Below are 14,061 nucleotides of genomic sequence, written 5' to 3' on the forward strand. Positions count from 1 at the left end.
TCGGCAGAAATCGGAAAGTCCTCCTCTGGCCGGAAGCTGCCACCCAGAGCCATGGCTGCCCCGGCCAGTTAGTTTGGGTGGCCGGCAGTCACCGGTCAATTAAACCTGTGGCTGCCGTGGTTCGGACGATGAACCAATCACCACTGATATGAAAAAGTAAAGGCCGCTGAGCAGCTTTTCCTTTTCAACCAACCAGCAACCCGATTTTACTTCTTCTTGCTGCTGCTATTGCCGCGCTCCAGCAGCGGCTTCAGAAAACGCGCCGTGTGCGAGACTTTGCTTTTGGCGACGTCCTCTGGCGTGCCGGCTGCGATGATGCGGCCGCCGCCGTTGCCGCCTTCCGGGCCGAGGTCGATCAGCCAGTCGGCGGTTTTTATCACGTCCAGGTTGTGTTCGATCACGACGATGGTGTTGCCGTGATCACGCAGCTCATGCAGTACTTTCAATAGCTGTTTGACGTCGTGGAAGTGCAGGCCGGTGGTGGGCTCGTCGAGAATGTAGAGCGTGTTGCCGGTGTCGCGGCGGGCGAGTTCTTTTGCCAGCTTGACCCGCTGCGCTTCACCGCCGGACAGCGTGGTCGCGGCTTGGCCGAGCGTGATGTAGGACAGGCCGACATCGACCAGCGTTTGCAGTTTCTTGGCAATGGACGGCACGGCATCGAAGAAGGCGCGGGCGTCTTCGACGGTCATGGCCAGCACTTCGGAAATGTTTTTGCCTTTGTAACCGACGCCAAGCGTTTCGCGGTTGTAGCGTTTGCCTTTGCATTCGTCGCAGGGCACGTAGATGTCGGGCAGAAAGTGCATTTCCACCCGCAGCACGCCATCGCCTTCGCAGGCTTCACAGCGACCGCCCTTGACGTTGAACGAGAATCGGCCGGGGCCGTAACCACGGGCGCGCGCTTCTTTGGTTTCCGAGAACAATTCACGGATCGGTGTGAACAGGCCGGTGTAGGTGGCCGGGTTCGAGCGCGGCGTGCGGCCAATCGGGCTTTGATCGACATCGACCACTTTGTCGAACAGCTCCATGCCTTCAATGCCGTCATATGGCGCCGGTTGGTCAGCTTCGGCACCGTTCAGTTCAATCGCGGCAATGCGGTACAGCGTGTCATTGATCAACGTCGATTTACCGGAGCCGGAGACACCGGTCACGCAGGTGAACAGACCGACCGGAATTTCCAGATTCACTTTCTGCAGGTTGTTGCCGCTGGCGCCGTACAGCGTCAGCTTGCGCTCGGGGTCGGCCGGGGTTCGCTTTTTCGGGATGGCGACTTCCAGTTTTCCAGACAAGTACTTGCCGGTCAGTGAATCCTTGGCCGCGCAAATCTTTTCATAGCTACCGGAAACGACCACTTCACCGCCGTGGACGCCGGCACCGGGGCCGATATCGACGATATGGTCGGCGCTACGGATGGCATCTTCATCGTGCTCAACCACGATTACGGTGTTGCCGATGTCGCGCAGATAGGTCAGCGTTTTCAGCAGCCGCTCGTTGTCGCGCTGGTGCAGGCCAATCGACGGTTCATCGAGGATATACATGACGCCGACCAGGCCCGCGCCAATCTGCGAGGCCAAGCGAATCCGCTGCGCTTCGCCGCCGGACAGGGTTTCGGCGCTGCGATCCAACGTCAGGTATTCCAAACCGACGTTGACCAGAAAACCGAGCCGGGCGGAAATCTCCTGCAGAATCTTGCTGGCGATCTTGCCGCGTTGACCGGTCAGCTTCAGGTTGTCGAAGAACTCCTTGCACTGCGAGATCGACATTGCTGCCGATTCCGGCAGGCTCAGTTTTTTGATTTTGACGTTGCGCGCGGCCTCGTTGAGCCGGGAGCCGCCGCAATCCGGGCAGGGCCGGGTGGTCATGAAGCGCGACAGTTCATCGCGGATCTGCTGCGATTCGGTTTCTTTGTAGCGGCGCTCGAAGTTGGCGACGATGCCTTCAAACGGATGCCGGCGCACGACCGTGTCGCCGCGATCATTGAAGTAATGAAAGTCGATCACTTCACGGCCGCTGCCGTACAGCACCACGTCCTGCGCTTTCTTGCTCAGCTTGTTGAACGGGGTATCGAGGTCAAAGTTGTAGTGCTTGGCCAGACTGCGCAGCATGTGAAAATAAAACACGTTACGCTTGTCCCAGCCGCGGATTGCGCCTTCGGACAAGGTCTTGTCGGCATCGGCAACGATGCGCTTGGGATCAAAGAAGGAGTGAATGCCCAAACCGTCGCAGGTCTGGCAGGCGCCGGCCGGACTGTTGAACGAAAAGATTTTCGGTTCCAGCTCCGACAGGGCAAAGCCACACTGCGGGCAGGCGTGCTTGGCCGAGAACAGCAGCTCTTCGCGTTTGCTCTTGTCGTTACCTTCTTCCATGAACGCGACTTTCAGCAGGCCGTCGGCCAGCTTCAAACCGGTTTCTATGGATTCGGCGAGCCGCTGCGCTTGATCGGCCCGGACCTTGAACCGGTCGATCACGACTTCGATGGTGTGTTTGCTGCGGGCATCCAGTTTGGGTGCATCCGCGAGCTCGACCACCTGACCATTGATGCGGGCACGGACAAAACCTTTGCCGCGCAGCTCGACCATCAGGCCGAGGTGTTCGCCTTTGCGATCCTGTATCACCGGCGCCAGCAGCATCAGCTTGCTGTCTTCCGGTAGCTCCAGAATGCGATCGACCATTTGCGAGACGGTTTGGGCATCAAGCTTGATGCCGTGGGTCGGGCAGTGCGGTTCGCCGACGCGGGCATAAAGCAGACGCAGGTAATCGTAAATCTCGGTGACGGTGCCGACGGTCGAACGCGGGTTGTGCGAGGTCGATTTCTGTTCAATCGAAATCGCCGGCGACAGGCCTTCGATGTGATCGACATCCGGCTTTTCCATCAGGCTCAAAAACTGCCGGGCGTAAGCGGACAGCGATTCGACATAGCGGCGCTGGCCTTCGGCATAGAGCGTGTCAAATGCCAGTGAGGATTTGCCGGAACCGGACAGGCCGGTGATCACAATCAATTTGTCGCGCGGCAAATCCAAATCAATATTCTTGAGATTGTGGGTGCGGGCACCACGAATCAGGATCTTGTCCATGCGTATCGGTTCTGCCGGAAGCCTATGTGGAAAGGCGTGGGTGGGGAAACGCCGCGCCGGGGCGGCGCAGCAAAAGCTGGTACTATAGCGGCCCGGTTGAATCCGCGCCCGGTTCCTAGTTTATCCGTAAATGCATGTAGATTCGGTATGACTCCTGACACCCGTCTGACAGCAGTGGAACGTCGCGCCGCGTTTACGCTCGCCGCGATCATTGCGTTCCGCATGCTCGGCCTTTTCATGTTGCTGCCGGTCATGACCACCTATGGCGCCAGCCTGCACGGGTATACCCCAACCCTGGCCGGGCTGGCCGTCGGGATTTACGGTTTCTCGCAGGCCTGTTTCCAGATTCCGCTCGGCCGGCTGTCCGATACGTGGGGCCGGCGCCGGGTGATCACCCTCGGCTTGCTGTTGTTCGCACTGGGCGCGCTGGTCGCCGCGCTGTCGGACTCCATTTACGGGGTCATTGTCGGCCGCGCCATTCAAGGCGCCGGAGCTGTCTCCAGTGCGGTGATGGCGCTGGCTGCCGACCTGACTGACGAACGCCGGCGCAGCAAGGTCATGGCAATCATTGGCATGACCATCGGTGCCGCCTTCATCCTGGCGTTTCTTGGCGGGCCGCTGCTGGCGAGTCTCGGCGGCCTTGCAGCCGTGTTCTGGGCGACTGTCGGGTTGGCGCTGATCGGCCTGTTGATCACCCACACCGCGTTGCCGACGGCGCAGACGGCGGTCGCTGCCGGCGACGGCCAAGCTCGCTGGGCGACGCTATGGCCGCTGCTGCGCGCGGGCGATCTGCCGCGTCTGGCCGTTGGCATCTTCGTGCTGCACTTTGTCATGACGGCAATGTTCATGGTGGTGCCGCAGAAACTGATCGGGTTTGGCATTGGCCGGGCCGACCATGCCCATATCTATTTGCCCGTGTTGATAGCCGGTGCGCTGTTGATGGCGCCGCTGCTGCGGCTCGCCGAAAAACGCAGCTGGCACAAACCGATTCTGCTCGGTTGCGTGCTGCTGATGGCAATCGCGCTGGCCATGCTCGCGCTGCCGTCACTGCCGGTGCTGGTCGCCGGTCTGGCGCTGTATTTTCTGGCGTTCAACTGGCTGGAAGCGTCATTGCCGTCCTGGCTGTCGCGCATTGTCCCGGCCGGTCACAAAGGAACCGCGATGGGGTTTTACGCCAGCGCGCAATTTCTCGGTGCGTTTGTCGGTGGCGCGTTCGGCGGCATCGTGCTGCAACACGCCGGTGCCGGCATGGTGCTGGCGCTGGCCGGTGCCGCCGCCTTGCTCTGGTGCCTGATCGCCATCTGGCAACAACCGTTGCCGCATTGGCAGGCGCTGCAGTTGCGCGCGCCTGAAGAGAGCCTGGCCGAACTGGCAACGCGCATGCAGGCGCTGGATGGTGTGATTGACGTGATCCTGCGGCCCGAGCAACAAACCGTCGAGCTGCGCTATGACGCGCGTCGGCTCAGCGAGCGCGAACTGAAAGAATTGACGGCGCGGCCGTCCTGACGGAAACGTCACCGAGCGGCCTCGGTGACATAAGCACGAGCAACCCTCTTCGCGGCGTCATCTGACTGACGTTTACGGATTGGCCAGTTGTGATTTGCCTTTCACAACAGCCTATTTACGACACGCTATTCACAACAAGCTATTCACAACAGGCTCAGCGGCAACCGCACTTCAGCGATGCAGCCCGGCCCATCGTTTCGATTGCGCAATTGCAGCGTACCGTCATGGGCCTCGGCGATCTGCCGACTCAGCACCAAGCCAATGCCAGAACCGCCCGCCTTGGTCGAATAAAACGGCACAAACAGGTTAGCGCTGTTGCCAAGGCCGGGGCCGTGATCACGAATTTGCAAACGCAACTGCTGGCGGTCGACATCGGCCAGCAGTTCGATCGGCGCCGGGGCAGCCGCCATGGCTTCGCGGGCATTTTTCAGCAAATTGATCAGCAGTTGTTCCAGTTGCACCGGGTCGGCAAACAGCGTTACCGCCGGTTCCGGCAACTGCATCTGCAGCGGAGTTTCCGGCAGCAGCGCCGGTAGCCGGGCCAGCAAGTCCCGGACACTTATCGGGCGCTTGTTGGGTGGTGGCAACCGGGCCAGATCCGCGTAGCGGCGAATGAATTCCGTCAGGCTTTGCGCGCGCAGGTGTATCACCTGTAGACCTTCCTGCAAATCGTCACGGAGCGAGGCGAGCGCGTCGCCGCTGCTTGCCATTGCTTTTTCATGGGACGTATCGATTGCAAAGGACGTATCGGCTACACCGGAAGCGTCTGCTGTAACGGAAGAATCTGCTGTAGTGGAAAAGTCTGCTGCACGTGATGCGCTTGCTTTGCTGAACGCATTGGTGGCGCTATCTGACGTTGCGGGCGCGGTGCTCGACGTAGCGGCCAACAAACTTTGCAGGCTGGCGCTGACCGACGCGATCGGTGCCAACGAGTTGTTCACTTCATGGCTCAGCACCCGGATCAACCGTTTCCAGGCATTCAGCTCTTCGGCGCGCAGCACCCGCTTCAAATCGGTGACAAACAGCAGTTGCTGCGGCTGGCCCTGTTCCATGAAAATTTCCGACTGCACGCGCCAGATGCCAGTGGCGCCAGCGAACTCATGATCCATTACTCGCTGGCCTGCTTCCGCCAGCAAGGGCAGCACACCCAATTCGCTCGCCGGGCGTTGCTGCAGCGCGGGCCAGTCGGCGCCGAGCAGCTGGCACGCCGCGGGATTGGCCAGGGTCAGCCGCTGCTGCGGATCAAACGCCAAAATGGCGACATCGATATCGCGGATCACTTTGTCGAGCAGGCGCTGGGTTTCTTCTGTGCGCAGCCGCTGATCGCGCAGACGCCGCGCCAGGCTGTTGATTTCCTGCACCAGCTCGCCGTAACCGCCGGCATCGCCTTGAACCCGGCCGCGCAAACTGAAATCGCCCAGCCGCACCGCCTCAACCAGATTGCTCAGCATGCGCCATTGGTTCGCCAGCCGTTGCCGTAACACCCAGGCACTGCCGAGCCAGAGCAAGGTCACCAGTACCGTCAGCAGCAAACGCGGATGCAGCGACAGCAGTGGCTGCGACCACAGCAGCCAACACAGTGCAGCAACCGCTGGCGCACCGGCGGCTAGCACCAGCAATGCCAGCCGGGTTTCCAGCGCCGAAAACCAGCGCGATTGCAACGCGGCGAGCGCTTTCACAGCTGAAATTTTTCCAGCCGGCGATAAAACGCCGAACGGCTCAGCCCTAGGGCCTTGGCGGCGGCCATGGCATTGCCATCGTGTTTTTTCAGTGCGGCGGTCAGCAGCTGCCTTTCCACTTCGTCCAGCGTCAAACCGGACCAGTCCGGTGCGGCGGTTGCGGCGGCAGCGCCAGTGGCTGCCGCGTTTACGTGGCCGTGGCCTGCCGGTTCCGGCAGCGCCAAATCGCTGCGCTGGATTTGCTGGCCGCGTGCCAGCAGCACTGCGCGTTCCAGACAATGGCGCAATTCGCGGACGTTGCCCGGCCAATAATGTTCGCGCAGCGCAGCACGGGCGTCGGTGGCAAGCGTGAGCTGGTCGCGCTGATACTTGTTGGCGTAAAGCTGACAGAAATGATCCGCCAGCAGATCGATGTCGCTGTCGCGCTCACGCAGTGCCGGCACGTGCAGCTCAATGCCGTTCAGCCGATACAACAAGTCCTGGCGAAACTTGCCATCGCGCACCAGCGCCGGCAAATCGGCGTTGGTCGCCGCAATGATGCGGACATCGACATGCTGACTGCGACTGCTGCCCACTTTCTCAAATTGGCCGCTCTCCAGCACGCGCAGCAACTTGGCCTGCTGCGGTAACGGCAGGTTGCCGACTTCATCGAGAAACAGGGTGCCACCATCGGCCAGCTCGAAGCGACCGAGCCGGGTTTCCTTGGCATCGGTGAAGGCGCCTTTTTGATGACCGAACAATTCGCTTTCAAACAAATTTTCCGGTATCGCACCCATGTTGACATTGACCAGGCTGCGGGCATGGCGGGCCGAATGCTGATGCAGCCACTGCGCCAACTGACTTTTGCCGGTGCCGTTTTCGCCGGTCAACAAAATATTGATGTCGGTGCCGGCCACACTGGCGGCTTTCTTCATCAGCTGCTGCATCGGCGCCGATTGTCCGAGCCAGCTGTCGTGCTGGGCGGCCTGTTTCAGCAGCGCGTTTTCCTGGCTCAGCCGGGCGCTGCCGCGGCGCTCGCTACCGAGCTGAATCAGGTTGTGGATGATGGTGTTCAGCCGGGTGTTGTCCCACGGCTTTTCAATGAAGTCATTGGCGCCACTGCGCATCGCGCTGACCGCAATGTCGATGGTGCCCCAACCGGTCATGGCGACAATCGGCAGATCGGTATCCAGCGCGCGCACGGCGCGGATCAACGCCATGCCTTCATTGCCGGATGTGGTGTCACGATCGTAATTCAGATCCATCAACAGCAAGGCGTAATCGGATTTTTTCAGCGCGGCCAATGCCTCGGCGGGCGTGCTGACGGTGTCGCAGCGATAGCCGGCCGCTTTCAGCTGCAGGCGCAGTGCGCTCAATACACTGCTGTCGTCATCGGCTATCAGGATCGTGGCAGTCATGCGTATTCCAAAGAAATCGGGCGCCGAGCGCCCGATGCGTTACCGTTTCTGATCACGGCAGCAATTCCGGCCACCGGATATTCCAGCAATTGGCACCGAGCAACCGGTCTGGCGATGTGTCATGCAGCGGTGATTAATTCACTGCGGCCGATTCATCTTACTACCGGGCCGGCCCTCGCAACAGCCCGGCCCGGTGCTCACTCATAGCGCAGGGCCGATGCCGGTGACAGCCGAATGGCGCGCCACGCCGGTACCAACGTTGCGGTGGCAACCAAGGCGCCGACCAGCAGCAACACGGCGACGGTAATGAGCAGACGGGCGTCGTCGACTGCGTACAGGATGGAGGCGACCGTTTGGGTCATCAGCAGCCCGAGGCAGACACCGATCACGCTGCCGATGACAAAACGCAGCCCGCCCTGACGCAGCAACAGCAGCAGGATATGGTCTTCCGGTGCGCCAAGCGCGCGGCGAACGCCGAGCTCCTGCGTGCGCAGTGCCACCGCGCGGGCAATCACGCCGTACATGCCGCTGCCGGCCAGCAATATGCCCAGCGCCGCGAAAGCCAGGAACAAATTGGCGACAAAGCGCAGGCCGGCAACACTGCGATCCAGACGGGTCGAAAGGCTCATGATGTCCTGCAACGGCAGATCGGCATCGATGCGCTGCACGGCACTGGTGAGCGGCAATGCCAGCGCCATCGGTTCGCCGTTGGTCGCCAGCGAAATCATCATGTCTTCGTCGGGCAGTTGCCGGAACGACAGATAGAATTCTGGCAGCGTGGCCACATCGGATTGCGGGGCGCCGTAAATCACATCACCGACCACGCCGATCACCGTATACCATTTGCGCGCGTCGTCGGCGTGTTGATAGCCGAGATCGATGCGTTTACCGATGGCTTCCTGTCCTGGCCAATTGGTTTCAGCAAAGCGGGCACTGATAATCACGACGCGTTCGCTTTCAGCCTGATCGCGACTGTCGAACAAGCGACCATTGATCAAGCTGATGCCATACAGCCGGAAGTATTGGTCGCTGGTCACCACGCGAGTGGCGCTAGGGTAGTGCCGATCCGGCACGTCAACCCCTTCGACTTGATAGGTCCAGACCGGACCGTATCGACCGGGCACGTGACAGGACAGGGCAAACGCCTCGATGCCGGGCGTATTCGCCAGATCATTTTCCAGCCGCTCGCTGAACCGGACCATGTTTTCTGGTTGATCATAAATGCCGCGATACAAGTCGAGCGATGCAGTCAGCACGCCATTGGTGCGGGCACCGTAATCAGCGGCGGCGATATTGCGCGATGAGGCGACCAGAGTCAGTGCGGCAATCAGTAGCGCTACCGACAGCGCAATTTCGGTCACCACCAGGACATTCGTCATCCGGGTCAGCTGCAGACTTTGTGCGCCACGGCTGCCGTCGCGCAGGTAGCGATTCAAATCGCCGGCGCTGGCTTGCAGTGCCGGATACAAACCGATGCCGAGTGCGGTCAGCACGGTCAGCAGCAGCGCCAGCCACAAGGTTTGACTATCGAAGCTGAACTGCCACCAGAACGGCAACACATTCGCCATCGTGTAGAACTGCTGTTTGCTCCAGAGCAAGGCCCAGCTGGCAAAGAACAGACCGATCAAACCGCCACCCAGCGCCAGCAGCAATGCTTCCCACAGCATCTCCCGCACCAAACGATGGCGCGGCGCACCGAGCGCAGCACGCATGGAAATTTCTTTTTTTCGCTCGGCGGCGCGCGCCAGCAACAGATTGCCGGCGTTCAGCACCACCAACAGCAGAATAAAGATGGCGGCACCGATCAGCAGCGCGATGATCACCATCGAACCGGCCATTTCCTGCTGAGTATGCGGCAGCAACTGAAAACTGAAATTGGCATTGGTTTCCGGTGATTGCTGCTCCAATCGTTTGGCAATGGTCTTCAATTCGGCATCGGCAGCGCTGAGGCTGGAGTCGGCTTTCAATTTGCCGATCAGCCGGCCATAGGGGCCGCCACCGGGGCGCATGACGCCACTGCGCATCGGCACCCACATTTGCGCGGTATCCGGAAAGGCGTAATCGCGTGGCATGACGCCGACGACTGTCGCCGGTTCGTCATCGAGTTTGACCGCCCGACCGATCACGTTGGCATCGCCATTGAAATCGCTTTGCCAGACCTGCCAGGACAACACCGTCACCGGTGCGGCATTGGCGGTGAAGTCGTCCGGCTGCAGCGTCCGGCCGAGCAGTGCCGGCACGGCCGTTATCTCAAACGGACTGCTGTTGCTGTAGTTGTAAGTCATTATCTGCCGCGGCGCGGCGATGCCGGACAGCATGGTGTGGGTGTTGCGTGCCAGCGCTAGCTGTTCAAACTGGGTTTGGCTTTGGCTCAGCTGTTGAAAGTCATACCAGCCGACCGAGTTGCCGCCTTGTTCCTTGCCGTTGATGAGACCGCCGGCCGAGACAATCCGATCGCTGTCCGGGTAGGGCAATTTGGCATAGGCCAGTGTTGTCACCAGCACGTACATGTAAATGGCCGTGCCCAATCCTGCCGCCAGCACAAACAAAGTCAGGGCAGTAAAGCCCGGCGTTTTGCCAAGTAGACGCAGGGCATATTGAATTTCACGCCACATCACGGTGATTCCTTTTTCGGGCTGCCGAATGTGGCAGCAATAAAATGTTCAGCGCGCGCTGGTCGTAAACTGCAAACCGCGAACCACAACACGCATTACGCCGCGACGGTACGCTGGTGTGCGCTGGCATCGAGCGGGCTGTCACTGCGTAGACTGTCGTCGACAATGCGGCCATCAAACAGCGTGATTTGACGCTGGGCGGCCTGCGCGGAGCGTGGGTCGTGGGTGACCATGACAATGGTGGCGCCTTCGCGATGCAGGGCTTTCAGCAAATCCATCACCATTTCGGCGTTGCGCGAATCCAGATTGCCGGTCGGCTCGTCGGCGAGCAGCAACGACGGTTTCCCGGCCAGCGCCCGGGCAATGGCGACCCGCTGCTGTTGCCCGCCGGAAAGCTGGCTCGGGTAGTGATGGCTGCGGTGACTCATGTCGACCTTGGCCAAGGCATCAATTGCCAGTTGGTGCCGCTCGGCTTTGCTCAGGTCGTCGCGATAGCTGAGCGGCAGCTCGACGTTCTCCAGCACGTTCAGATCCGAGATCAGGTTGAACGCCTGAAAAATGAAACCGATTTCGCGGTTGCGCACCCGGGCGCGTTCGCGGTTGTTCAACTGGTCAACGCGCTGGCCGGCCAATTGGTATTCGCCTTCGGTGGCGGCATCGAGCAGGCCGAGCACCGACAGCAGGGTCGATTTGCCGCAACCGGACGGTCCGGAGATGGACACGTATTCGCCGCGGTTGATGTTCAGGTAAATGCTGTTCAGTGCCAGCGTTTCCACTTCGTCGGTGAGAAAGGATTTGCCGACATTGCTGAGATGGATCACGGTCTGTTGCATGTTGTTCTCCTTTGCGTTTGTTTCAATTTAAGGAAGCCTTGAACAAGTCGCCAACCACCGTTCGTGGTGAGCTTGTCGAACCACAGAAGGCTGATATGCCGCCGTAATTCAGGTCACCCTTCGACAGGCTCAGGGTGAACGGGGACTTAAACAGAGCCTCCGTCATTCAGTTCAACTCAATCCGCTCCGGGTCACCCCAGAGCGTGGTGTCGTTCAGCACAATCCGGTCGCCCGGCTGCAAGCCGGTTTTGATTTCAATGACGTTGACTGATGCTTGGCCAAACTGCACCGGAATGCGCTCGGCGTGATCGCCATCGGTCAGCCGGTAGACACGGGTTTGCTGGTTGGCTTGGCTCAATGCGGGCCGCGGCACAAACCGGGCGTTTGCCAGTGCAGCGATTTGCACTGTGCCATCGACACTCAGATCCGGCCGCGCGCCTTTGGGCAGCGCGTCGGTCAGCGTGACATCGACTTTGACCATGCCATTGGCAACGGCGGGATCAATGCGGGTGACCGTGCCTGTTACCACGCCAATGCGGGTGTCGATGCTGGCGAGCTGGTTCAGCGCCAGATCGCGCGCCTGCTGTTCCGGAATTTTCAGCTCAGCGTACAGCGCGGCCGGGTCAGCCAATTTGGCAATGTTGCCGCCGATGATCAGCCGCTGGCCCGGCTCCAGTGGCAGCGCTTGGACAATGCCGGCTATCGGCGCCCGCACCGTCAGTGCCGCGACTTGTTCTTTGCTACGCAGATACTGTTTGCGCAGTTTCTCCACTTGCGCGTCTTTGGCGCTCAGCTGGGCGCGAACATTGTTGTCGAAATGGTGGAGCCGGTCTTGTTCAATGCGCAGGGTTTCGGCCAGTTGCTGCACGTTCAGCTGGGTGCGCTTGTGATCCAATGCGGAAATGACTTGGCCTTTGTCGGCAATCAGCCGCGCTTCGGCATCGAGCTGCAACTTGGCGCTGTTGTAGGCGAACTCCGCTTTGACCACGGTGGTTTGCTGATTCAGTTGCTCGCTGGCCAGCGCCACTTTCAATGCGCTGTATTCCGCCTGCATGGCTTCCAGTGACCAGCGGATTTCTTCCTCGGCCTGCTGCAGCGCCGGGTTGCTGAGCTCGACCAGCACATCGCCGGCGGCGACGGCGCTGCCAGCCTTGGCGTTCACCTGTTCAACCCGGCCTTCCACCTGGGCTGCGACCCAGCGTACCGTGACCGGCAGCAACAGGCCGGTGCCATGGACGCGGACATCAAACGCGCCCTCGCTGACCGTACCGAGCGTGACGGCCGCCCGGGCAACCCGATAACCGGCCGGGTTCAATGCCATCTGGCTGTATGCCAGTGCCGCCGTGACGGTCAGGCCGGCGAGCAGCCAGAGCGCGTGGCGTTTGTGCCAGCGCGGTGTCGAGGCAGGGCGGAGGCGGTCCATTGCGTGGGCGGTCATGGTGTTGGCAGATGCACGTAGGGGGGCAGATGCCGGGAATATCGCAAGCGCCGTGCCATATCGCTAACGTATTGAAATCATGGGGATTGTCTGATTTTCCCGGCGGCGCCGGACCGGCCGGGTTTCGAATCCGGGACGGCAGCAAACGGGAAAATCCCGAAACCGGGATCAAATCCTGCGCCCGAAACGGCGAAAGCCATGCAATCGTGATGACCGGCCCGGCCCGGCTCGCTACAATCCGCCCCGGACCGGTCGCCAATGACCGGACCTCAGCCACCCGCGACCGGGACTCTCACTGATACGCCCGCCTCGCAAGCAAGGAGAATCACCATGGCCAGCCGTGGTATCAACAAAGTCATTCTGATCGGCAATCTCGGCAAAGATCCGGAAATCCGTTACACCCCGTCCGGCGATGCCATTGCCAACCTGACGCTCGCCACCAGTGAAAGCTGGAAGGACAAGCAAAGCGGCGAACAAAAAGAACTGACCGAATGGCACCGCGTGGTGGCCTACGGCCGCTTGGCCCAAATCATGGGCGAGTACCTGAAGAAAGGTTCCAAGGTTTACGTCGAAGGCAGCTTGCGCACCCGCAAGTGGCAAGACAAAGACGGCCAGGATCGCTACACCACTGAAATCCGCTGCAACGAAATGCAGATGCTCGATGGTCGCGGCGGTGGTGGCGGTGGCAGCGCCGGCTATGACGAAGGCGGCCAAAGCGGCGGCAGCTACGGCGGCGGCCAGCAAGGCGGCGGTCGTCAACAAGCGGCAAAACCGGCGATGGCCGATCAAGGCTTCAACGAGCCGGCCTTTGATGACGATATTCCGTTCTAAACGGATGGAAAAAAAAGGCGCCGAATGGCGCCGTTTTTTTTCAATTTATGGTGCGCAAGCGATCCAAGAATTGACCTCCTGCTTGCTGAGGCTCCGCCAATGAGATCAAACTGCGACAAACTGAAAGTCCGCTGGCGCCCCTGGATTGTTTGAACTTAGCATCGCCAGATGCACAGAGCCTTGGATGAAAAGAGTTCGGTGCGAGTATAAAGGTGTCTTGTTAACTTATCGAAAACGACAAGAATCGAAGCCCCAGGTAATCTTGCTTCGGCTATCACTAGCAGAGTTGAGTCACTTATGTCTGAACTGAAGAAAGTTATCGCAGTGGCGTTTTCTACACCAAGCATTCTGGTCGTGCTTTCCCTTGTTGTTTTCGGTCTCGGATTTGCTCTGTGTAAGTTTCCAACTGATAAAGGCTTACGCAAGAACATGATCGGACTTTTCTGGGCAATCTGCGTCGCCATTGAACTGGTTTGGGGGATGCAGCAACAGTACAACGTGCTGAGCGGTGCGACAGCCCCAACATCCGAGCAGCCTGTTGCCGTCACCATCAAAGGAGTGATTCGATATGTCTCAGAGGAGCAGGCTGTTCGCCATTCTCTGGCGACATGGGTGTTCTGGCTAGCATTTTTGGCGCTTCTGGCAACTCATGTGTTTTTCTTTCGTGAGAAAAGCGATAAATAGATTAACT

9 protein-coding genes are annotated in these 14,061 nt (G+C 60.0%); 3 read left to right on the top strand and 6 right to left on the bottom strand.

The genetic code is table 11. The features are described from left to right. Window positions 1-206: 206 nt before the first annotated feature. A complete protein-coding gene (gene uvrA / locus HPT27_RS15570; protein WP_172245512.1) occupies window positions 207-3,071 on the bottom strand; it encodes an excinuclease ABC subunit UvrA in 2,865 nt (954 codons plus the stop codon). Between the two features lie 147 nt (window positions 3,072-3,218). Between uvrA and HPT27_RS15575 the strand changes: the two genes are divergently transcribed. Next, complete coding sequence (locus HPT27_RS15575) at window positions 3,219-4,577, top strand: MFS transporter (RefSeq protein WP_172245514.1); 1,359 nt, start codon at window positions 3,219-3,221, stop codon at window positions 4,575-4,577. Between the two features lie 143 nt (window positions 4,578-4,720). Here HPT27_RS15575 and HPT27_RS15580 read toward each other — a convergent pair whose 3' ends face one another. From HPT27_RS15580 to HPT27_RS15600, 5 genes are all read right to left on the bottom strand, one after another. Continuing rightward, window positions 4,721-6,256 carry a sensor histidine kinase gene (locus HPT27_RS15580; protein WP_172245515.1) on the bottom strand — a complete coding sequence of 512 codons (1,536 nt, stop codon included), beginning with the start codon at window positions 6,254-6,256 and terminating at the stop codon, window positions 4,721-4,723. Next, the gene (locus tag HPT27_RS15585) at window positions 6,253-7,653 is read right to left on the bottom strand and encodes a sigma-54-dependent transcriptional regulator (RefSeq protein ID WP_172245516.1); all 1,401 of its coding nucleotides are present in this window, start codon (window positions 7,651-7,653) and stop codon (window positions 6,253-6,255) included. The genes HPT27_RS15580 and HPT27_RS15585 overlap by 4 nt, the downstream gene beginning before the upstream one ends. A gap of 197 nt (window positions 7,654-7,850) precedes the next feature. Then, window positions 7,851-10,268 carry an ADOP family duplicated permease gene (locus tag HPT27_RS15590; protein WP_172245517.1) on the bottom strand — a complete coding sequence of 806 codons (2,418 nt, stop codon included), beginning with the start codon at window positions 10,266-10,268 and terminating at the stop codon, window positions 7,851-7,853. A gap of 95 nt (window positions 10,269-10,363) precedes the next feature. After that, complete coding sequence (locus tag HPT27_RS15595; RefSeq protein ID WP_172245518.1) at window positions 10,364-11,101, bottom strand: ABC transporter ATP-binding protein; 738 nt, start codon at window positions 11,099-11,101, stop codon at window positions 10,364-10,366. Window positions 11,102-11,267: 166 nt separating this feature from the next. Further along, entirely contained in the window at window positions 11,268-12,524 is a 1,257-nt protein-coding gene (locus HPT27_RS15600; RefSeq protein WP_172245519.1) for an efflux RND transporter periplasmic adaptor subunit, read from the bottom strand. 345 nt (window positions 12,525-12,869) lie between these two features. Between HPT27_RS15600 and ssb the strand changes: the two genes are divergently transcribed. Together ssb and HPT27_RS15610 are read left to right on the top strand one after the other, a co-directional pair. Beyond that, entirely contained in the window at window positions 12,870-13,370 is a 501-nt protein-coding gene (ssb, locus tag HPT27_RS15605; protein WP_172245520.1) for a single-stranded DNA-binding protein, read from the top strand. Between the two features lie 297 nt (window positions 13,371-13,667). Further along, window positions 13,668-14,054 carry a hypothetical protein gene (locus HPT27_RS15610; RefSeq protein WP_172245521.1) on the top strand — a complete coding sequence of 129 codons (387 nt, stop codon included), beginning with the start codon at window positions 13,668-13,670 and terminating at the stop codon, window positions 14,052-14,054. Window positions 14,055-14,061 lie beyond the last annotated feature (7 nt).

The sequence above is a fragment of the Permianibacter fluminis genome, assembly GCF_013179735.1.
In the GTDB taxonomy this organism is placed as follows: Bacteria; Pseudomonadota; Gammaproteobacteria; order Enterobacterales; family Permianibacteraceae; genus Permianibacter; species Permianibacter fluminis.

Bases quoted from the DNA above. Each gene is read 5' to 3' on its own strand.
- uvrA (WP_172245512.1), bottom strand. From the start codon at position 3,071: ATGGACAAGATCCTGATTCGTGGTGCCCGCACCCACAATCTCAAGAAT.
- HPT27_RS15595 (WP_172245518.1), bottom strand. From the start codon at position 11,101: ATGCAACAGACCGTGATCCATCTCAGCAATGTCGGCAAATCCTTTCTC.
- HPT27_RS15575 (WP_172245514.1), top strand. From the start codon at position 3,219: ATGACTCCTGACACCCGTCTGACAGCAGTGGAACGTCGCGCCGCGTTT.
- HPT27_RS15600 (WP_172245519.1), bottom strand. From the start codon at position 12,524: ATGGACCGCCTCCGCCCTGCCTCGACACCGCGCTGGCACAAACGCCAC.
- HPT27_RS15590 (WP_172245517.1), bottom strand. From the start codon at position 10,268: ATGTGGCGTGAAATTCAATATGCCCTGCGTCTACTTGGCAAAACGCCG.
- HPT27_RS15585 (WP_172245516.1), bottom strand. From the start codon at position 7,653: ATGACTGCCACGATCCTGATAGCCGATGACGACAGCAGTGTATTGAGC.
- ssb (WP_172245520.1), top strand. From the start codon at position 12,870: ATGGCCAGCCGTGGTATCAACAAAGTCATTCTGATCGGCAATCTCGGC.
- HPT27_RS15610 (WP_172245521.1), top strand. From the start codon at position 13,668: ATGTCTGAACTGAAGAAAGTTATCGCAGTGGCGTTTTCTACACCAAGC.